Origin of the sequence: Burkholderia puraquae (genome assembly GCF_002099195.1) — a bacterium.
GTDB classification, from domain to species: Bacteria; Pseudomonadota; Gammaproteobacteria; order Burkholderiales; family Burkholderiaceae; genus Burkholderia; species Burkholderia puraquae.
Genome location: NZ_NBYX01000003.1, coordinates 94,860 through 113,797 on the forward strand (window position 1 = coordinate 94,860; position 18,938 = coordinate 113,797).

Annotated in this window: 18 protein-coding genes; 8 read left to right on the forward strand and 10 right to left on the reverse strand. The window is 69.0% G+C overall.

Going from position 1 to position 18,938, the window contains the following annotated elements:
* Window positions 1–62: 62 nt before the first annotated feature.
* From B7G54_RS07320 to ypfJ, 3 genes are all read right to left on the reverse strand, one after another.
* Complete coding sequence (locus B7G54_RS07320; RefSeq protein ID WP_085038498.1) at window positions 63–1,565, reverse strand: aldehyde dehydrogenase family protein; 1,503 nt, start codon at window positions 1,563–1,565, stop codon at window positions 63–65.
* A 450-nt stretch (window positions 1,566–2,015) separates the two neighbouring features.
* Window positions 2,016–2,756, reverse strand: coding sequence for a helix-turn-helix transcriptional regulator (locus B7G54_RS07330; protein WP_085038500.1), 741 nt, complete (start codon window positions 2,754–2,756; stop codon window positions 2,016–2,018).
* 163 nt (window positions 2,757–2,919) lie between these two features.
* Window positions 2,920–3,801 (reverse strand): KPN_02809 family neutral zinc metallopeptidase, encoded by an 882-nt coding sequence (ypfJ, locus tag B7G54_RS07335; protein WP_085038501.1) that lies wholly within the window; start codon window positions 3,799–3,801, stop codon window positions 2,920–2,922.
* A 399-nt stretch (window positions 3,802–4,200) separates the two neighbouring features.
* Here ypfJ and B7G54_RS07345 point away from each other — a divergent pair, with 399 nt between their 5' ends.
* The 5 genes from B7G54_RS07345 to B7G54_RS07365 all read left to right on the forward strand — a co-directional run bounded on the left by B7G54_RS07345 (window position 4,201) and on the right by B7G54_RS07365 (window position 9,171).
* Window positions 4,201–4,992 (forward strand): SDR family NAD(P)-dependent oxidoreductase, encoded by a 792-nt coding sequence (locus B7G54_RS07345; RefSeq protein ID WP_085038503.1) that lies wholly within the window; start codon window positions 4,201–4,203, stop codon window positions 4,990–4,992.
* Between the two features lie 192 nt (window positions 4,993–5,184).
* A complete protein-coding gene (locus B7G54_RS07350; protein ID WP_085038504.1) occupies window positions 5,185–6,231 on the forward strand; it encodes a LysR family transcriptional regulator in 1,047 nt (348 codons plus the stop codon).
* 99 nt (window positions 6,232–6,330) lie between these two features.
* Entirely contained in the window at window positions 6,331–7,020 is a 690-nt protein-coding gene (locus tag B7G54_RS07355) for a DUF4286 family protein (RefSeq protein ID WP_085038505.1), read from the forward strand.
* Window positions 7,021–7,100: 80 nt separating this feature from the next.
* Entirely contained in the window at window positions 7,101–8,420 is a 1,320-nt protein-coding gene (locus B7G54_RS07360) for an MFS transporter (protein WP_085038506.1), read from the forward strand.
* A gap of 49 nt (window positions 8,421–8,469) precedes the next feature.
* On the forward strand, window positions 8,470–9,171 hold the full coding sequence (locus B7G54_RS07365; RefSeq protein ID WP_085038507.1) for a DUF2848 domain-containing protein: 702 nt from the start codon (window positions 8,470–8,472) through the stop codon (window positions 9,169–9,171).
* A gap of 413 nt (window positions 9,172–9,584) precedes the next feature.
* Here B7G54_RS07365 and B7G54_RS07370 read toward each other — a convergent pair whose 3' ends face one another.
* On the reverse strand, window positions 9,585–10,976 hold the full coding sequence (locus B7G54_RS07370; RefSeq protein WP_085038508.1) for an RtcB family protein: 1,392 nt from the start codon (window positions 10,974–10,976) through the stop codon (window positions 9,585–9,587).
* A gap of 131 nt (window positions 10,977–11,107) precedes the next feature.
* A complete protein-coding gene (locus tag B7G54_RS07375) occupies window positions 11,108–12,091 on the reverse strand; it encodes an NAD-dependent epimerase/dehydratase family protein (protein WP_085038509.1) in 984 nt (327 codons plus the stop codon).
* 101 nt (window positions 12,092–12,192) lie between these two features.
* Here B7G54_RS07375 and B7G54_RS07380 point away from each other — a divergent pair, with 101 nt between their 5' ends.
* The gene (locus B7G54_RS07380; protein WP_085038510.1) at window positions 12,193–13,095 is read left to right on the forward strand and encodes a LysR family transcriptional regulator; all 903 of its coding nucleotides are present in this window, start codon (window positions 12,193–12,195) and stop codon (window positions 13,093–13,095) included.
* A gap of 46 nt (window positions 13,096–13,141) precedes the next feature.
* Here the strand turns inward: B7G54_RS07380 and B7G54_RS07385 are convergent, their stop codons facing one another.
* Window positions 13,142–13,462 (reverse strand): DUF7660 family protein, encoded by a 321-nt coding sequence (locus B7G54_RS07385; protein WP_085038511.1) that lies wholly within the window; start codon window positions 13,460–13,462, stop codon window positions 13,142–13,144.
* A gap of 58 nt (window positions 13,463–13,520) precedes the next feature.
* Window positions 13,521–14,393 carry a LysR family transcriptional regulator gene (locus B7G54_RS07390; protein WP_085038832.1) on the reverse strand — a complete coding sequence of 291 codons (873 nt, stop codon included), beginning with the start codon at window positions 14,391–14,393 and terminating at the stop codon, window positions 13,521–13,523.
* Between the two features lie 170 nt (window positions 14,394–14,563).
* On the opposite strand from B7G54_RS07390, the gene B7G54_RS07395 reads away from it, so the two are divergent.
* Window positions 14,564–16,024 carry an MFS transporter gene (locus B7G54_RS07395; protein ID WP_085038512.1) on the forward strand — a complete coding sequence of 487 codons (1,461 nt, stop codon included), beginning with the start codon at window positions 14,564–14,566 and terminating at the stop codon, window positions 16,022–16,024.
* An 81-nt stretch (window positions 16,025–16,105) separates the two neighbouring features.
* Here the strand turns inward: B7G54_RS07395 and B7G54_RS07400 are convergent, their stop codons facing one another.
* Both B7G54_RS07400 and B7G54_RS07405 read right to left on the reverse strand, forming a co-directional pair.
* On the reverse strand, window positions 16,106–16,303 hold the full coding sequence (locus tag B7G54_RS07400; protein ID WP_085038513.1) for an oxidoreductase-like domain-containing protein: 198 nt from the start codon (window positions 16,301–16,303) through the stop codon (window positions 16,106–16,108).
* An 82-nt stretch (window positions 16,304–16,385) separates the two neighbouring features.
* Window positions 16,386–16,823, reverse strand: a complete 438-nt coding sequence (locus B7G54_RS07405) for a hypothetical protein (protein ID WP_244289281.1) — start codon at window positions 16,821–16,823, stop codon at window positions 16,386–16,388.
* 201 nt (window positions 16,824–17,024) lie between these two features.
* Between B7G54_RS07405 and B7G54_RS07410 the strand changes: the two genes are divergently transcribed.
* Window positions 17,025–17,447: a RidA family protein gene (locus B7G54_RS07410; RefSeq protein ID WP_085038514.1), complete on the forward strand. Its 423-nt coding sequence runs from the start codon at window positions 17,025–17,027 to the stop codon at window positions 17,445–17,447.
* A gap of 79 nt (window positions 17,448–17,526) precedes the next feature.
* Here the strand turns inward: B7G54_RS07410 and creD are convergent, their stop codons facing one another.
* A complete protein-coding gene (gene creD / locus B7G54_RS07415; RefSeq protein ID WP_085038515.1) occupies window positions 17,527–18,918 on the reverse strand; it encodes a cell envelope integrity protein CreD in 1,392 nt (463 codons plus the stop codon).
* Window positions 18,919–18,938 lie beyond the last annotated feature (20 nt).

Here is an 18,938-nt window from a genome sequence, read left to right on the forward strand (position 1 = left end):
CGGATCGTTTGAACCCGGGTCGTTCTGGTTCAGGGTTCGAGGTTCGGGGTTGATGCCGCGCGTCAGTGCGCGATGCAGACGGATTTGGTTTCGGTGAAGCCTTCGATCGCGTACTGGCCGAACTCGCGGCCGATGCCCGATTGCTTGTAGCCGCCGAACGGCATCGACGGGTCGAGCGGGATATGGCAGTTCACCCACACGGTGCCGGCCTCGATCTGCGGCACGAGATTCATCACGCGCTTCAGGTCGTTGCTCCAGATGCTCGCCGCGAGGCCGTACGGCGACGCGTTCGCGAGGCGCACCGCGTCGGCCGCATCGTCGAACGGCACGACGACGATCACCGGGCCGAACACTTCGTCGCGCACGATCGCGCTGTCCGGATGCGGATCGGCGATCACGGCCGGCTTCACGTAGTAGCCGGGCAGGTCGTCGGCCGGCGTGCCGCCCGCGAGGAACGTGAGGCCCGCGCGGCGCGCGCCTTCGATGTGCTGGACGACCTTGTCGCGGTGGTGCGCGGAGACCAGCGGGTTGATCTGCGCGGTCGTGTCGAGGCCCGCGCCGAGCTTCATCGACTGCGCGACGCCCGCGAGGCCGTCCGCAAGCTGCGCGAACTTGCTGCGATGCACATAGATGCGCGACGCGGCCGCGCACACCTGCCCCTGGTTGAAGAACGCGCCGGCGGCGACGCCGTCGAGCGCCTGTGCGACGTCGATGTCGTCGAGCATCACGATCGGGTTCTTGCCGCCGAGTTCGAGCGAGAAGCGCGTCATGTTCTGCACGGCCGCCGCGCCGACCAGCTTGCCGGTCGCGGTCGAGCCCGTGAACGAGATCTTCGCGATCGACGGGTGGCCCGCGAGCGCAGCGCCGCACACGCGGCCGCCGGTGACGACGTTGAACACCCCGGGCGGCACGCCGGCCTCGCGTGCGAGTTCGGCCAGGCGCAGCGCGGTGAGCGGCGTTTCCGGCGACGGCTTCAGCACGATCGTGCAGCCGGCCGCGAGCGCGGGGATCAGCTTCCACACCGCGATCATCAGCGGGAAATTCCACGGCACGATCGCGGCGACCACGCCGACCGGTTCCTTGCGCGTATAGGCCGTATAGCGCGCGCCGGGCGGGAACGGGATCGACACGTCGAGCGTCTGGCCGGTGATCTTGGTCGCCCAGCCGGCCATGTAGCGCACGTATTCGACGCTCGCGCCGACTTCGATCGCACGCGACACGTGGATCGACTTGCCCTGGTTCAGCGTTTCGAGCTGCGCGAGCGTTTCGGCGTCGCGCTCGATCAGGTCGGCGAGTTTCAGCAGGATGCGTTCGCGGTCGGCCGGGCGCAGGCCGCTCCACACGCGGGTGTCGAATGCGCGCTTCGCGCCGGCGACCGCGCGATCGACGTCGCGTTCGTCGGCGTCCGCGACCGTCGCAAGCCGCTCGCCCGTCGCGGGGTCATGCACGTCGAGCCGCGCGGCAGCGTGTGCGGGCTGCATTTCACCGTCGATGAAGAGGCCGAAGTCGCGCGCAACGAAGGTGCGCACGGTGTCGCTGACGGCGACGAAGTTCGTGGTGCTCATGGGCGTCTCGAGGATTGTCGTGGCTGGACCGCGTGCGCATAGGCACGCGGGCGTCGTTCCACTGTATCGACGAGGGTTCGCGCCGGGTGAGCGCAAATTGGCAGCGCGTGGGCGCTGGAGGGGGGGCGGGTTCGAACCCCGCGGTGGCGTGTCGAGTGTCGAGACGGGAAGCCGGCTCGGTATCGCGCGGGCAGACCGGCCGGCCGACTCGACCGGTGCGGGTATGCCCGCGCCGGTACCGGGCCAATACCCGGTCATTGCAATGCTAGTTTCTGAAGCCGTGCCCCATCGACGCAAGGAAGTCGTACGCCTGGTAATCCAGCCAGTAGATGCCGAGCGCCAGCGGAATCAGGAAGTACAGCGAATCGTATATCCCGCTTCTCACGGTCCTGACGATGAAAATCGGCAGTGCAATGCGGTTCGAATTCCGGATCGCAATTATCCGATGAATTACAGGAACAACGCCCCCACCAGTTCCGTACGGTTCGACACGCCGAGCTTGCGGTACATCCGCATCAGGTGCGTCTTGACGGTCGGCTGGCCGAGCGCGAGATCGCGGGCGATCTCCTTGTTCGAGCGGCCGTCGCGTACGAGGCGCGCGATCTGCTCCTCGCGGTAGGTCAGCCGCTCCTCGCAGCCGATCCGGTGGATCCCGCGCCGCGCGCGCAGCAGCGGGCTCAGCGCGGCTTCGGCCACAGGCTGCAGCCGTGCGAGCGCATCGATCTCGCCGGGCGCGAACCGCCCGGCCGTGCTGTTGCCGGCCACGCCATCAAGCGTTTCACCCGCCCCGAAGCGCAGCAGCGAGAACGCACCGACCGTACGGCCCGCATCGCGCAGCCAGATCTCGACGACGTCGGCCACGTCGTGGCGCCGCAGGAAACGGGTCCAGTACGCGGACGCATCGCGCCTTTCGTCAGGCAATTGCGACGCGAGCGTGACGACCGCGCGTTCGCCTGCCGCGCAGCGCGACGGATGCAGCGGATCGAGCATCCGGTAGCGCGCGACGTAGGTGCGATGCATCGATTCCGGCATCCCGAACAGCTCGAAATCGGCCGGTTCGCCGCTCTGGTCGAGCCGGTAGAACACGATCGCGGACGGGCTCGCGAACGCATCGAACGCGTCCACGCATGCGCGCAGCGCACGTGGCCAGTCGGCGGCGGCCGGGTCGGCGGAAACGGATGGGGTCGGCATGGTGGAATCGGCTGGCGGGCGAACGTGTCGAAGATCGACGTTCGGGCCAGCCTACCGGCGCCGAAAAGCGCCGGTGAGCACAAATCGGCAAATCGCCCCGGTCCGGCCGGCATGGCAGGTTCGGCCGGGACGATGCGGGCGCGCGACGGCGCGCGCCCTCGAGTCAGCGCGCGTTCGCGGCGAACGTGTCGCAGGCGCTCAGCTCGCCCGATTCCATCCCGCGCCGCAGCCAGTAGACGCGCTGGTCGCTGGTGCCGTGCGTGAAGCTTTCCGGTACGACATAGCCCTGCCCTTGCTGCTGCAGCCGGTCGTCGCCGATCGCGGCGGCCGCCTTCAGCCCCTGCTCGAAATCGCCGGGCTCCATCAGGTGCTGGTTCGCGCGCTGCGCATTGTTCGCCCACACGCCGGCGAAGCAGTCGGCCTGCAGTTCCATCCGCACCGACAGCGCGTTCGAATGCGCCTGGCTCGCCCGCCGGCGCGCGGCGTCGACCTTGTCGGAAATACCGAGCAGGTTCTGCACGTGATGGCCGACTTCGTGCGCGATCACGTAAGCCTGCGCAAAATCGCCGCCCGCGCCGAAACGCTTGCGCAGTTCGTCATAGAAACCGAGATCGATGTACACCTTGCGGTCGGGCGGGCAATAGAACGGCCCCATCGCGGTCTGGCCCGTGCCGCATGCGGTCGGCGTCGAATTCGTGAACATCACGAGCGTCGGCGGCTGGTACTGCGCGTGCAGCTGGGTATTGAACACGCCCGTCCACGTGCGCTCGATATTGCCGAGCACCTTGCGCGTGAACACCGCACCCGGGTCGTTCGCCGGCACGCCCTGCCGCTGCGCGGGCGCGGGCTGCGCCTGCTGCTGGCGGCCCTGCAGCGCCGATGCGCCTTCGAGCACCACGCGCGGGTCGATCCCGAAGAAATACGACGCGGCGAACGCAATCACGATCGTGCCGATGCCGATCGTCGCGCCGCGCCCGCCGCCGAACCCGCCGGCGCCGCGGCGATCCTCGACGTTCGTGCTTTCCCTTTCGTCGTCCAGCCTCATTGCCGGCCCTCCCTGTTCTCGTCGATGGTCCGGCGCGCGAGCGCGCAACCGGGCGATATGTTGTCGTGGCACGATCCTTCGGCCGATACAACGCCCGCGCGCCGGGTGCGCGCGCATGCCGGGATCGCCGGCCTGCCGCTCCGCTCGCACGACGGATTCAGCCGGCCGATGCGCCGCGCGTCGAACGCGGCCCGCCCGCGCTATTCTGCCGGGCTTTCGTGACTTATCGCAAAAATGTGGAGGATAGAGCGATTCGGCGCCGGACATCGTCAGCCTTTGCAAAATGGCCGCGACCGATGCGGCCGGCCGGATGCCGCCCGCGTTCATCCTTTCGGCTGATACCGGTGCACGCCGGCGCCGCCTAAAGTGACCGGAAACGACACCTTTCCGGAGCACGACATGACACACCTGCAACCCCGCACGATCGCGATCACCGGCGCGGGCACCGGTATCGGCGCCGCGTGCGCGCGCCGCTTCGCCCGCCGCGGCGACCGCGTCGTGCTGATCGGGCGGCGTCAGGCGCCGCTCGACGCGCTGGCCGCCGAAACGGGCGGCCTCGCGCTGGCCGGCGATGCCGCGAGCACCGCCGACTGGGCCCGCTTCCTGCCGCAGATCGCCGAACGCTTCGGCCGCGTCGATGCGCTGGTCGCGTGCGCAGGCGGCCACGGGCTCGGCCGCGCGGGCGAGACCAACGACGCGCAGTGGCGCGACGCGCTGCACGCGAACCTCGACACCGCGTTCGTCGGCGTGCGCGCGTGCCTGCCCGACCTGATCGCGCAGCGCGGCAGCATCGTGCTGGTCGCGTCGATCGCCGCGCTCGCGGCCGGGCCCGGCGTATGCGGCTATACGGTCGGCAAGCACGCGCTGCTCGGGCTCGCGCGGTCGCTCGCCCGCGACTACGGGCCGCACGGCGTGCGGGCGAATGCGGTGTGCCCCGGCTGGGTGCGCACGCCGATGGCCGATGCGGAGATGGAACCGCTGATGGCGGCGCACGGCGACACGCTCGACGGCGCGTATGCGCGCGTCAGCGCCGACGTGCCGCTGCGGCGCGCGGCCGACCCGGACGAGATCGCGGCCGTCTGCGCGTTTCTCGCGTCGCCGGACGCGTCGTTCGTGACCGGCGCGACGCTCGTCGCCGACGGCGGTGCGATGGCCGTCGACGTGCCGACGCTCGCGTTCGACAAGCTTTGACGTGCGCGGGCGCGCCGCTCGCACGACGCACGCGTCGCGGGCGGCGTTGCGTGCTCGTCCTGCACGCCCCCCGTCCGCGCTCCCGCCGCCGCACGCGCATCGCGGCACCCGCTCGTTTCCCGCCCCCGAAAATCCGCTACCATCGACCGATCCCGCCGCCCTGCCCGGCACCGCCTCACCGTTCGGATCTCGATGAACATCCGGTTTCTTGAAACCTTCGTCTGGCTCGCGAAGCTGGAAAACTTCCGGCTCACGGCCGAAAAACTGCACACGACGCAGGCCGCCGTGTCGAGCCGCATCGCGTCGCTCGAGGAAGCGTTCGACGTGCGCCTGTTCGACCGCAACACGCGCTCGGCCACGCTCACGCCTGCCGGGCGCCGCATGCTCGCGTACGCGGAGCGGATCGTGCGGCTCGACGGCGAAATGCGCCGCGACATCGACGCGGCGAGCGACGCAGGCCTGATCCGGATCGGCGTGATCGAATCGATCGTGCACAGCTGGTTCCCCGCGTTGATGGCGCAACTGCGCGAGCGCTATCCGCGCCTCGACGTCGAGATCACGAGCGACACGACGCTGCACCTGGTCCGCCTGCTCAGCACCGACGGCGTCGACCTGATCCTGCAGACCGACCCGGTGCCGGGCCCCGATTTCACGAACCTGCCGCTGTGCGAATTCCCGGTGCGCTGGGCGGCCAGCCCGCGCCTCGGGCTCGGCGGCCAGCCGCTCGACGTTGCGCGCCTGGCCGAATTCCCGATCATCAGCTTCTCGCGCCACTCGGGGCCGCACGCGACGATCGAGCGGCTGTTCGCGGCCGTCGAGCGGCCGGCCAGCATCAACTGCATCACGTCGGTCGCTGCGATGATCCGCCTCGTCGCTGACGGCTTCGGCGTGGCCGCGTTGCCGCCCGCGATCATCGGGCGCGAACTGCACGAAGGCGCGCTCGAGTTGCTCGACGTCGAGCCCGAATTCCCCGCGCTGCCGCTCGTCGCAACGTACCGCAGCCAGGGCCTGCCGGTGGCCGCGCGCATCGCGGAACTGGCCAGCGAAGTCGCGCGCGCAATGTCGGCCGCCGCGAGCCATGCAAAGACCGCGGCGGCGGCCAGGTCCCGCCGCGTGGAAAAAACACCCGCCCGTTCCGCGACGAAAACAAAAGCCAATACGCCGGCGAAAGCGAAGCGCACGACGCAATCCGCGCCGCCCGCCACGCCCCCCGCGAAACGCCGCCCGCGCCGCTCATAAGAAAACCTGTTCACCGCGAATTTGTTTTCTTGTTGGACGGGCGCGGCGCGTCTTCGGGACACTGCGGTTCCTGACACCCCCGTCACGAGGAACCCCGCGATGACCCGCCTTTCCCTTCCGCACGGCCAGCTTTGCGTCTGGACGGATATCGATCCCGCGCATGAAGCCGATTTCAACGCGTGGTACGACCGCGAGCACATGCAGGAACGTGTCGCGATTCCCGGCTTCACGCATGCCCGTCGCTTTCGCGCGACCGATCGCGGCCCGCGCAAGTACCTCGCGCTGTACGTGACGGACGCGCTCGACGTGTTCCATGGCGACGCATACCGGCGCGCGTTCACGCAGCAGAGCGCATGGTCGCTCGCGAACTTCGAGCGCATGACGGGCACGCAGCGGCGCGTCGGCGAACTGACGATCGAAGCGGGCGACGGCGAAGGCGCGCATCTCGCGCTGTTCGTGCTGCCGCCGGATCGCATCGACGTACCGCACCTGCGCGCGCGCTTCGACGACGTGCTGCACGAACCGGGCATTCACGCCGCGCGGCTCTTGCGCACCGCGCCCGAGCTGTCCGCGCCGATCGGCGCCGATGCCGCGGCCCGCCCGGCCGCCGATGCGCTCGTGCTGATCGAAGGCAGCGACGCGGCCGCGACGCGCCGCGTGGCCGCCACGCTCGCCGGGCACGACGACGTGCGCACCTTCGACCTGCTGTGGCGCGCCGCTGCACCGCTGCATGCGGCATGCGGCGACGTCGAAACCGAGCCGGCTGTCGCCGCCGCACTGCCCGCCTGATCGCCAATGCGCCGGCCGCACAGCAGGCGCGATGCCCGCCAGCGCATCGGCCTGGCGCTTCACCCCTTCCCCGTCACGACATGCCCGACACCATGAGCACTCTCGCCCAGCCCGCCGCCCACGCGCCCCGTCGCGTCCGCAACAGCCGACTCGCGACCGCGAGCATGATCGGCACGTCGCTCGAGTGGTACGACTTCACGATCTACAACACGCTCGCCGCACTCGTCTTCAACCACCTGTTCTTTCCGTCGGTCGATCCGCTGGCCGGCACGATCCTCGCGTTCTCGACCTATGCGGTCGGCTACGTGTCGCGCCCGCTCGGCGGCTTCGTGTTCGGCAATCTCGGCGACCGCATCGGCCGCCGCGCGGTGTTGATGCTCACGCTCGTCCTGATGGGCGTGACGACCGCGCTGATGGGCGCGCTGCCGACCTACGCGCAGGCCGGCATCCTGAGCCCGATCCTGCTCGTCGCGCTGCGCTTCGTGCAAGGTGTCGCACTCGGCGGCGAATGGGCCGGCGCGGTGCTGCTGTCGGTCGAGCACGGCGACCAGAAGCGGCGCGGGCTGTCGGCCTCGTGGACGCAGGTCGGCCCGTCGTTCGGCACGCTGCTCGGCACCGGCTGCATCGCGCTCGTGACGCTGTCGACCACGTCGGGAGACTTCCTGTCGTGGGGCTGGCGCGTGCCGTTCGCGGCCAGCGCGCTGCTCGTCGTGTTCGGCTTCTGGCTGCGGCGCGGCGTCGACGAAACGCCGCAGTTCGAGCAGCTCGCCGAATCGCACGCGACCGCCGAGGTGCCTGTCGCGGACGTGCTGAAGTACCACTGGAAGCGCCTGCTGATCGCGGGCGGGTCGCGAATCGGTTCGGACGTGCTGTATGCGCTGATCGTCGTGTTCACGCTGACCTACGTGACGACCGTGCTGCACCTGTCGCGCCCCGTCGCACTGACGGCCGTGATGATCGGCACGGCCTGCAACGCGCTCGCGGTGCCGTTCTTCGGTGCGCTGTCGGACCGCTTCGGCCGCCGGCCCGTGTATCTCGCCGGCGCGCTCGCCGGCATCGTGTGGGCGTTCGTGTTCTTCGCGATGCTCGATTCGGCGCGCCCGGGCGCGATCGTCGCAGCCGTCGCGATCGGCCTCGTGATCCATGCGGTGATGTACGGCCCGCAGGGCGCGTTCGTGACCGAACAGTTCCCGACCCGCGTGCGCTATGCGGGCTCGTCGCTCGCGTACACGCTCGCCGGCATCGTCGGCGGCGGCTTCGCACCGCTCGTGATCGCCACGCTGTTCCGCCAGACGGGCACCACGACGGCCGTATCGCTGTACGTCGCCGCCGCGCTCGTCGTCACGTCGATTGCGCTGCTCGCCGCACGCGAGACCGCGCATCGGCCGCTCGCGGATTGAGCGCCTCCGCCAGCCGATTCATTCCTTCGCACTTCAAACGGATATCCGCATGCCAACCCTGTCGTTCAACGTGATTTCCCCTCAAGGCGCACCGGCCGCCGTCGACGTCGAAATCGAGCGCGTCGTGATTGCCGGCTGGGCCGGCCGCGATCCGGCCGCGATCCAGGCGCATATCGACGAACTCGCGGCGCTCGGCGTCGCGCCGCCGTCGGCCACTCCGTGCTTCTATCGCGTATCGTCCGCACTGCTCACGCAAGCGCCCGCAATCGGCGTGCTCGGCGCGCGCTCAGGGGGCGAGATCGAGTGCGTGCTGATCGATTCCCCGGCCGGCACGCTCGTGACCGTCGGCTCCGACCATACGGATCGCGAAGTCGAAGCCTACGGCGTCGCGGTGTCGAAGCAGGTGTGCGCGAAACCGCTCGGCCGCGACGCGTGGCTTTACGCGGACGTCGCGGATCACTGGGATGCGATCGAGATGCGTTCGTGGCTGATCTCGCACGACGGCGAGCGGACGGCGTACCAGCACGGCGCAGTGAGCGGCCTGCTCGCACCCGACGTGCTGTGGCAGCGCTTCGACGGCCGGCGCACGATGCCCGCGCGCTGCGCGATGTACGGCGGCACGGTTGCCGTGCATGGCGCGATCGCGGCAATGGGCGACGGCGATGCGTTCGACATGGAACTGTACGATCCGGTGCTCGGGCGCAGCCTTCGGCACCGCTATGCCGTGGAGATGCTGCCGGTCGTCGCGTGACGGGCAACGAGCAATCGCGGGGCACACGGGCGCGGCGGCTTTCTGTCGCCGCGCATGCCGCTGTCAATAACGCTGAAAGCAGTGATAGTCCGGGAAGTTGAACTGCGAGTTGTTGCAATACAGAACACCGGCCAGGTCGGTGCACCCGCTCAATGCGAACATGATTGCCCCCGCAACCGACACTTTCCATCCGAAATGCAACATTGCGCCCCCGTTTTCGCTTTATCGACGTTGACCGCCATGATGCTCATCGGACGCGCCCGGGTATGTGGAAAATTGTTGCCCCGCGGGCTCTTCGGTTCGCCGTCATGCATTCCCGTGCCCGGGCACTGCCCGACGCGCCGGTAGGCGAACGACGTGCCGCCGGTCCTGCCGCAAGCAATGGCGGCGGCCAGCGCACACGCCGCCGCCCGTCACGCCTTGAACGTCACCCACGGCTTCAACCGGACCGCGCTGCGAATGAGACCGGCCTGCTCCTGCGCATCGATCACGGGCCCGATCGGCTTGTAGGCTTCCGGCGCTTCCTCGATGCGGCGCTCGTCGCGCAGCGTGACGCAGCGCCACGTGCCCGGCGCCTGCTCCGTGCGCATCCGCCGCACCGCCTGCCGGCGCACGCTGCGGCCCGCGCCGTGGCTGCATGACCACAGCCAGTCGGGATGGCCGAGCCCGGTCGCGAGAAACGACGCATCGCCCATCGATCCGGGAATCAGCGCGAAATCGCCGTCGCGGGCGGGCGTCGCCCCCTTGCGGTGGATGTTCATCCCGTTTTCGCGCAGCACGACGTTGTGCGGCACGTCGACCACGAGTGCCGAGCGGGTCTCGCCCGTGAGTTCCGCCAGTTCCTTGCGCACCATCTCGGCCAGCACGACACGGTTGAGCCACGCATAGCGCGCGGCCGTGCCCATCGCGACGAGATATTCGCGCGCCAGCTCGCCGGAAAGGCCGTACAGGCCGCTTTCCGGATGCCTGACGCCCGCCGGCCACGCCGCGCGCGCCCGGTCCATCCAGCGGCGTCCGACGTAGAAACCGACATCGCGCGACCCGCTGTGGATCATCACGACGACATCGTCCTTCGCGAGCCCCGCACGGTAGGCCGCATGCCGATCGAACACGGCGTCGACCACCTGCAGTTCGACGAAATGATTGCCCGACCCGGGTGTGCCGAGGCAAGGATCGCGGAATACCTCGCGCGACCCGACGTGTGCGTCCGGCGCATATTTCGCGCTGCCGTCGAACCGGTCGAGGCCGATGCACGACGACAGTTCGTCGATGAGCCGGTCGCGGTCGACGTGCTGCCAGAGCCCCTGCCGCGCGACGCGATCGACGAATGCCGCCGGGCCCGCATCGAACAGCGCGCGGAATGCGTCGCTGGCGACCGGCACGTCGCGCCGATCCGCGAGAATCGCACGCGTCAGCCGCTCGACGAGCGCCGTCTCGAACGGCGCGAGCGCCGACCGCTTGAGGCCCGTGGTGACGAGACGCATCCCGCAATTGATATCGGTGCCGATCGCGGCGGGAATCACGAACGCGTCGTCGGTCGCGACGATCGAGCCGACGGGCGCGACCCCGCCCGGATGGAAATCGGGCGTCGCGCAGGCCTGGCATACGCCCTGATGGCCATCAGGCGAACGGACGGCCGCGAACGCGAGCAACTGCCGAACGGCCTTCTCCTCGAGCGGGAGCGAATCGGGCAACAGGACGGACGCCTGCGTCAGTTCATTGCGCAGGTGATAGATGCCGGCGTGATAGTCGACATGGATGCCTTGCCGTTGCAAAGCCTTTTTTAAACGAGGGAAAGGTGACATCGCTGCTGGAAATGAAAAAGGTACGACGCGACCTCCGGCATTCCGGCGGTCGTGGGTACCTTCCTGCAGCAGCGTCGAGGAAGGGAGCGCGGATCATAGCAGAACGCGCGTGCGTCCGCGACCGCCGTTGCTCACTTGAGACACCCGAGCCCCGCCAGCGTCGCCTCCACCGCGGTATCGAGCGGCGTCACCGGCTCGCGGCCGAGCACCGCGGTCACCCGCGCGTTGTCGAGCCGGATCGGTTCGCGCCACAGGTAGCGCATCTCGAGCAATTCGCGCATCGTCGTGACGAACGGCGCCGCAGCCCACACGAGCCACCACGGAAACTTGCGCACCGTCGGCCGCAGCCCGTGCCGCTGTGCGACGCGGCGCACGGCCTCCGCCATCTGCGTGCCGTCCGCGTCCCAATGTCCGCCGAGGTGGAAGCGCGCGAACGGTTCCAGCGTGCCGCGCCGCTCGATCAGCTCGACCATCGTGCGCGCGGCGTCCGGCACATACGACCATTGATGCCCGATGCCGCGCCGCCCCGGCACGCTGACGGCCGCAACCGGCTTCCCGGCCTTGACGACCCCCGCCGCAAACCAGCTGTTGCCGGTGAGCTTCGGCCCGAAGAAATCGCCGGCACGCACGATGATCGTGCGAACGCCCTGCCCGGCCGCATCCTGCAGCCGGCGCTCCAGCTCGACGCGGATCGCGCCCTTGCGCGTCGACGGATGCTGCGGCGCATCTTCGTGCAGCACCGGAAACGCGTCGGCGCCGTAGTTGTAGACGGTGCCCGGCAGCACGACGGTGGCCTGCTCCGCCTTTGCCGCCGCGATCGTGTTGTCGATCATCGGCAGCACCTGCCCGGCCCAGTTCCGGTAGCCGGGCGGATTCACCGCGTGCACGATCACGCTGCAGCCGCGCGCGGCCCGGACGACCGCGTCGCGGTCCATCGCGTCGCCGAGCATCCAGACGATGCCGTCGCGCTCCACGACCTCGGCGTCGAGCCCGCGCTTCAGCGCGCGCACCTGCCAGCCCGCATCGCGCAACTGCCGCGCGACTTCCCCGCCAATCCCGCCGCTCGCGCCGAGCACGAGTGCCTGTCGTTGGGTCCCGCCTGCGTGGGTCGTCATTGCCGCTCTCCTTGAATGAACTTCCGTGATGACACGCATTCTGGCGCGCCTTCGGCTATCAAGGAATTGCCGAACCTGATGGATCGGCTATACATTTATGTATGACCACCGATCTGAACTGGGAACGCTACCGCACCTTCCTCGCCGTGCTGACGGAAGGCTCGCTGTCGGGCGCTGCGCGCGCGCTCGGCATCACGCAGCCGACGGCCGGCCGCCACGTCGCGGCGCTCGAGGCCGCGTTCGGCCAGACGCTGTTCACGCGCTCGCCGTCCGGCCTGCTGCCGACCGAGGCGGCGCTCGCGCTGCGCGGCCATGCGGAGGCGCTGCGCAGCGCGGCAGCCGCGTTCGAACGCGCGGCCGCGAGCCACGGCGCCGGCGTGCGCGGCATCGTGCGGCTCTCGGCCAGCGACGTGATCGCCGTCGAAGTGCTGCCGCCGATCCTCGCGCAATTGCGGCGCAACCATCCGGGGCTCGTCATCGAACTGGTGCCGACCGACCGCATCCAGGACGTGCTCAAGCGCGAGGCCGACATCGCGGTCCGGATGGCGCCGCCCGCGCAGGAGGCGCTCGTTGCGCGGCGCATCGGCGAAATCGACATCGGGCTGTATGCGCGCGACGACTACCTGGCGCGCAACGGGGCACCCGCGACGATCGACGAACTCGCGCATCACGCGCTGATCGGCTTCGATACGGTTACGCCGTTCATCCGCTCGGCGGGGCGCGGCATGCCGCTGTGGAAACGCGATGCGTTCGCGCTGCGCACCGACAGCAACCTGGCGCAGCTCGCGATGATCCGCGCCGGCTACGGGATCGGCTTCTGCCAGACGGGGCTCGCGAAACGCGACGCGCGGCTCGTGCGCGTGCTGCCGGACAGGCTCGCGATGCAGCTGGAAACCTGGGTCGTGATGCACGAGGACCTGCGGACGAGCCCGCGCTGCCGCGCGGTGTTCGATGCGCTGGCCGACGGGCTGCGTGCATACGTGAACGGCGAAACCGTCGAATAGACGGGTCGCGGCGCCTGCGCGAAGTGAATGCAGCGCGCGAGCCGCGCTATTCGTAGATTTTCCCGGCGAACAGGATGTCCGCCATGCGCCGCCACGGATTGTCGGGCACGTCGTAGAAGCGCAGCCCTTCCTCCGACGCCTCGGCCCAGTCGACCATCGCGTCCAGGTACTCGCCGATCGAACGGTTTTCCCAGCCGAGCGCAGCACGGGAGTACGGCGACGGCGGCACGTCCGCCTCGAGCTGCCGCTCCTTGTTCCAGTCGTGGCCGAGCACGCGCAGGAAGTGGATCAGCGAACGTTCGTCGACCACGCGCTCCAGCGCATCCTGCAGCTTCGCGGCCATCTGGCGTTGCAGTTCGTCGTTCATTTTTTGTCCCCTGGCGCGCCTCTCGGATACGCGCCGCCGCATGTCGTGCGGCCCGGTTTTACATCAGCAATTGCCGCGACAGCACCTCGCGCGCCTGTGTGACGGTTTCGCGCTCGCCCGGCGTCGGCGGCGTCAGCGAAAACACCGCGTCGGGCAGCGGCGGCAGCCGGTATTTCGCGCCGAGCCGCATCATGCCCTCGCCGATCGCCGACGCGCACAGGCAGCCCACACCGAGCCCCGCCGCCAGCATCGACTGCAGCCCGGCAACCCCCGACGCGCTGTGCACGAGCCGGTACGGCGTGTGCTGTTCGTCGAGCGAGCGCACTGCGACCTGATGCATCATGCAGTCGTCCGGCAACAGCACGAGCGGCAGCGGCTCGGGCAACTGCTCGGCGAGCGCGGGCGACGCAACCCACGACAGCGGCTCACGCCGCAGCACCCAGCGCGTATCGGCCGATGCCGGTCGGAACGGCCCGCTCGACAGGTTCATCACCACGCCGAGATCGACCTGCCCTCGCGCGTACGCCACCTCGATATCCGCGCTCTTCATCGCGCTCACGTGCAGGCTCAGTTGCGGGTAGCACTCCCGCAGCCTTGCAAGCAGGCCCGCGACTTCGTTGGTCCGGTAGTAATCGGTGATCGCGACGCGCAGCTCGCCCTTGATCGCCTGCCCGCGCACTTCGTCGAACGCGGCCTCGTTCAGCGCGACGATACGCCGGGCGTGCTGCAGCAGCCGCAAACCGGCCGGCGTCGGCTCGACGCCGCGCTTGCTGCGCACGAACAGCGGCACGCCGGCGCGCGATTCGAGCTTGCGCACCTGCTCGCTGACCGTCGACTGCGACAGGTGCAGCAGCGGCGCGGCGGCCGTCAGGCTGCCGGCATCCGCGACCGCCGCGAAAGTGCGCAACTGATCCAGGTCGAAACCGCGCATCGCCATTCTCCATCCATCGAATTACCCGATGGATGCTACCACCATTTCCCGCTTTTCCGATTTGTGGCCGCCGCCCAGAATGTCGGTCAACCGCCCGCCCCCGGCCGCACCGGCGCTCACGGCGTCGCGTCCGGCCAGGATGCAGCCCTCATTCTTTCGGACTTGCTTCCATGACCAACGACACCCTTGCCCCCTGCGTGCCGGCCGGCGCGGCTGCCGTGGCGACACCGCGCAGCCACCACGGCTGGGCGCTGGTGGTCCTGCTGATTGGCGCGATTTTGCCGCCGCTCGACTACTTCATTGTGAATCTCGCGCTGCCGGCCATCCGCGACGGCATCGGCGCGCGCCCTGCCGAGCTGCAGCTGGTCGTGTCGGCGTACGCGTGCGCGAACGCCGTCATGCAGATCACCGGCGGCCGGCTCGGCGACCTGTACGGCCGCAAACGCATGTTCATGATCGGGATGGCCGGCTTCGTCGTCGCGTCGACGCTGTGCGGGCTCGCCGCCAGCGGCGCGGTGCTGGTCGGCGGCCGCGTGCTGCAGGGCCTGTTCGCCGCAATCCTCGCGCCGCAGGTGCTCGCGACGATCCGCAGCGTATTCAGCCCGCAGGAGCAGGTGCGGGTGATGGGCTTCTATGGTTTCGTGTTCGGCCTCGCGGCCGTGATCGGCCAGCTCGGCGGCGGTGCGCTGATCAGCCTGCATCCGTTCGGGCTCGGCTGGCGTGCAATCTTCCTCGTCAACCTGCCGATCGGCATCCTCGCGCTGATCGGCAGCTGGCGCTTCATCCCGGAAAGCCGGCCGCCGAAAGGGCAGCGTATCGACGCGCCCGGCATGGTGTTGCTGTCGCTGTTCCTGCTGATGCTCGTCTACCCGCTCACGCACGGGCGCGAGGCCGGCTGGCCGCTGTGGATGGTCGCGTGCCTCGTGGGCGCGCTGCCGATGCTCGGCGCGCTGCTGGCGGTCGAGGGGCGCCGGCTCGCCGGCGGCCGCGATCCGCTGCTCGACGTGCGGCTGTTCCGCAATCCGGTGGTCGCGCTCGGGCTCGGGCTGGCGTTCCTGTTCTACACGCTGAGCGCATTCTTCCTGAGCTACGGGATCTACCTGCAGGGCTGTCTGAACTGGTCGCCGCTCGCGTCGGGGCTCGCGATCCTGCCGCTCGGGCTCGGCTTCCTGTCGAGCCCGCTGCTGATGCCGCGGCTCGTCGGCCGGCTCGGCGGCTATCGCGTGCTCACGCTCGGTTTCGCGATGCTCGCGGCCGGCGTCGCGACGGCCGCCGCGCTGGCCGGTGCAGCCGCACCAGGCCCCGGTTTCTACGCGGGGATCGCGGCGATCGGGATCGGCCAGGGCCTCGTGCTGCCGTCAGTCGTGCGGATCGTGCTCGCGGAAGTCGACACGGCGCGCGCGGGTGTTGCATCCGGCATGGTTACCGCGATGCTGCAGATCGGTGCGGCCGTCGGTGCGGCCACGCTCGGCGGCGTGTTCTTCGCCCGGCTCGGCGCGCATCCGGCCGCGCTCGATTATGTGCAGGGCTTCAGGACGTCGATGTTCGCACTGACGGCCGTGCTGCTCGTGTGCATGGCGTTGTCGGCCATGCTCGAACCGCTGCACCGGCGGCTGCATGCAGGCACGTGAGCGGAACGGGAATCGCAGCGCACGCAGGGTCTGAAGCGGAAACGGTCAGACGCTCGTGCAACTGCTCGCCGGCATCCGGCATCACGCGTGATGCTTGCGTTGCGCCTGACGCGCTTCCCATTCGGCCAGCTCGACGCGATAGCGCGCGAGTGCTTCGTCGTAGAGATCGAAGACGCACGGCGAGCAGCCGCTGTTGCAGCAGTCTTCCAGTTCGGGTTGGATGGGCGGGGTCGGACGGGGATCGTCGACGGACGATTCCGGAGAGGCAGTGTTGGGCACGGCGAAAATCGAATGAAGAGACGTGTTCAGTATAAGCGGACGCTGCACGGCATGCGTGCCGCGCCGGCCATTCCACGCTGCGTCATATCCCCAGTATCGTCACCTGGTCGTGGCGAATCCGAACCTCGCGCGTCCATGCATCGATTTCGGCGATCACCTCCGCAAGCTCGGCGCAGCTCGCGTCAAGACGGTCGACGAAAGCCTGCCGCGAATCGCGGAAGAGGAAGCCGAGCCGGTCGAGTATCGTCGTTCGCTGCGCGGTGTCGCCAAGCATCCTGCGCGTGTCGTCCAGCTCGGCGACGATCTGAAGCCAGTCCGACATGCGAATGCCATTGAATGCGTAATGATCGTAGGCGGGGATCTGCCGCGCAATCGCCGGCTCGAGCAGACCGAAGACTTCCTCTTCGAAAAACAGCGATCCCGCATTCCAGCACGTGCGCGCGTACGGCCCACCCATGAGTTCGATGTACGCCGTGCCGTCGAGCGCCGCGCGATCCCTGATGATCCGGATATCGTCCATGGAGTGTCGTCGTTGCTGCCATGGCGTCGCTCACGCTTCGCCGGGCGTTGATCCATAATGGCGCGATTGTCGGCGAACGCGTCGACGTTGTCGACGTCTCGCTTCCATAGCGTTTCCGGCCGGTGCACGGCCCGGGCCGATCGCGACGCCCTCCGCCATCCGTGCTGCCGCCCCTCCCCGCCTACCGTCAGGAGCCGCGCGATGGCCGAAGCAGTGAATCCGCCGGAAGTCTGGGCGCCGTTCGGCGCGTTCTCGATGGCCGTGATCCAGGGCGACGGCCGGATCGTGCATCTGAAGGGGCAGGTGGCGCTCGACCGCGACGGCCAGGTGGTCGGCCACGGCGACATGCGCACGCAGGTGCGGCAGACGCTCGACAACATCCGTGCCGTGCTCGCCACGATGGGCGGGCAAATGCAGGACGTGATTTCACTCGCTCACTACGCGACCGACATCGATGCCTTCATGCAGGCCGGCGACATCCGCAAGACGTACTTCGCCGAGCCCTTTCCCGTGACGACGACCGTCCAGGTCGAGCGTCTCTACCATCCCGACCTGCTGATCGAGATCACTGCGGTTGCCGAAATCCCGCTGGCGCGGTTTCGCCGGCCGGCATCGCGCGCGTGAATCGGCGGTACGGCATCGCGCCGTATGACGCGCCGGCCATCGCATTCCCGACCGGCGCGCCTGCTCGCAACCCTCGTGCTTACTTCACCTGCGTGCCCGGCTTCGCTGCGCCCGCGCCCGCCTTGTCGGCCAGCGGCTGCCACGCGGCACCGAGCGAATACCAGTCGACCCGGCGCGTGAGCGTCATGATGCCGGCGAGGATCGCGAACAGCAGCAGCGAACCGAGCATCAGCGCGTTGTCTTCCGACAGCAGCAGCCCGTAGAGCGCCGCATACAGCACCGAGAGCAGCGCCGCGAACACCGCGCCGCGCTTCACGCTGTGCAGCACGAACGACAGGTAGAAACCGAGCAGCCCGATGCACGCGCCGCTCGCCGCGAGATACGCATACGCGAACCGGATGTGTTCGGACAGGCTCAGCAGCAGCAGGAAGAACAGCGCGAGCGACAGGCCGACCAGCGCGTACTGGATCGGGTGGATGCGCAGCCGCTTCACAAGCTCGTACATGAAGAAGCTCGCGAACGTGAGCATCACGAACAGCGCGCCGTACTTCGTCGCGCGCTCGGCCTGCAGGTAGACGTTCACGGGTTCGATCACCGACACCGACGCCATTTCGATCGCACCTTCCCCGTTGCCGGATGCGATCTGCTCGCGCGCCTTCGTGTTGAACGACGTCACGCGCCAGTTGCCGGTGAAGCCGTGCGCATCGACCGTGCGGCTGTTCGGCAGGAACGCGCCGTCGAAACTCGGATGCGGCCACGTCGACTTCAGCGAGAAATCGTTCTGGTCGCCCACCGGCGCGAACGCGACGGAATCCGCGCCGCGCAGCGGCAAGTCGATGCTGAACGGCACCGCCGCCCCCGCGCTTGCGTCCGCCAGCGCCGCGAGATCGACGTTCGCGTGCACGCCCTGGCGCAGGCTGTCCAGCCGCGTACCCTGCTCGACGTCGAAACGCGCGCCGCCGATGCGCAGGTCGGGCTGCGCGGTCAGCCCGCGAATGTCGCCGATGCCGATCGAGACATAGACGTCGTCGACCTTGAGGCTCACGTGACCGTCCGCCTGCGGCAGCTTCTTCAGGTCCGGCAACGGCAGCGTGCCGGTCAGCCGGCTCGCCAGCTCGTACACCAGCGCCTTGTGGATGCCGCGATAGCGGACGCTGGTCGTCAGCGTGCCGTCGACGTTCAGCGTCTTCGGAAACACGAGCAGGCGCTTCGTCTCGCTTCGCAGGCTCGTCTTCGCCGCGCCACCGGCCGGCGAATCGTCACGCACGCGCGTGACTTCGGTGTAACGCACGACGAGCACGGGCCCCGTCACCGTCTGCGGCCCCGCATAGCTCGACCAGATGCTCTGCAGCGCATCCATCCGATACGCGGAGCGTTCCTGCACGATGCTTTGCACCATGTGCAGCGGGATCAGGATCAGCAGCGCGAGAAACGCGGTGATCACGAATTTGAACAACAGGACTCGATTCATGGCCGACAGGTACCGAAGTA

Bases quoted from the DNA above. Each gene is read 5' to 3' on its own strand.
- B7G54_RS07320 (WP_085038498.1), bottom strand. From the start codon at position 1,565: ATGAGCACCACGAACTTCGTCGCCGTCAGCGACACCGTGCGCACCTTC.
- B7G54_RS07330 (WP_085038500.1), bottom strand. From the start codon at position 2,756: ATGCCGACCCCATCCGTTTCCGCCGACCCGGCCGCCGCCGACTGGCCA.
- ypfJ (WP_085038501.1), bottom strand. From the start codon at position 3,801: ATGAGGCTGGACGACGAAAGGGAAAGCACGAACGTCGAGGATCGCCGC.
- B7G54_RS07345 (WP_085038503.1), top strand. From the start codon at position 4,201: ATGACACACCTGCAACCCCGCACGATCGCGATCACCGGCGCGGGCACC.
- B7G54_RS07350 (WP_085038504.1), top strand. From the start codon at position 5,185: ATGAACATCCGGTTTCTTGAAACCTTCGTCTGGCTCGCGAAGCTGGAA.
- B7G54_RS07355 (WP_085038505.1), top strand. From the start codon at position 6,331: ATGACCCGCCTTTCCCTTCCGCACGGCCAGCTTTGCGTCTGGACGGAT.
- B7G54_RS07360 (WP_085038506.1), top strand. From the start codon at position 7,101: ATGCCCGACACCATGAGCACTCTCGCCCAGCCCGCCGCCCACGCGCCC.
- B7G54_RS07365 (WP_085038507.1), top strand. From the start codon at position 8,470: ATGCCAACCCTGTCGTTCAACGTGATTTCCCCTCAAGGCGCACCGGCC.
- B7G54_RS07370 (WP_085038508.1), bottom strand. From the start codon at position 10,976: ATGTCACCTTTCCCTCGTTTAAAAAAGGCTTTGCAACGGCAAGGCATC.
- B7G54_RS07375 (WP_085038509.1), bottom strand. From the start codon at position 12,091: ATGACGACCCACGCAGGCGGGACCCAACGACAGGCACTCGTGCTCGGC.
- B7G54_RS07380 (WP_085038510.1), top strand. From the start codon at position 12,193: ATGACCACCGATCTGAACTGGGAACGCTACCGCACCTTCCTCGCCGTG.
- B7G54_RS07385 (WP_085038511.1), bottom strand. From the start codon at position 13,462: ATGAACGACGAACTGCAACGCCAGATGGCCGCGAAGCTGCAGGATGCG.
- B7G54_RS07390 (WP_085038832.1), bottom strand. From the start codon at position 14,393: ATGCGCGGTTTCGACCTGGATCAGTTGCGCACTTTCGCGGCGGTCGCG.
- B7G54_RS07395 (WP_085038512.1), top strand. From the start codon at position 14,564: ATGACCAACGACACCCTTGCCCCCTGCGTGCCGGCCGGCGCGGCTGCC.
- B7G54_RS07405 (WP_244289281.1), bottom strand. From the start codon at position 16,823: ATGGACGATATCCGGATCATCAGGGATCGCGCGGCGCTCGACGGCACG.
- B7G54_RS07410 (WP_085038514.1), top strand. From the start codon at position 17,025: ATGGCCGAAGCAGTGAATCCGCCGGAAGTCTGGGCGCCGTTCGGCGCG.
- creD (WP_085038515.1), bottom strand. From the start codon at position 18,918: ATGAATCGAGTCCTGTTGTTCAAATTCGTGATCACCGCGTTTCTCGCG.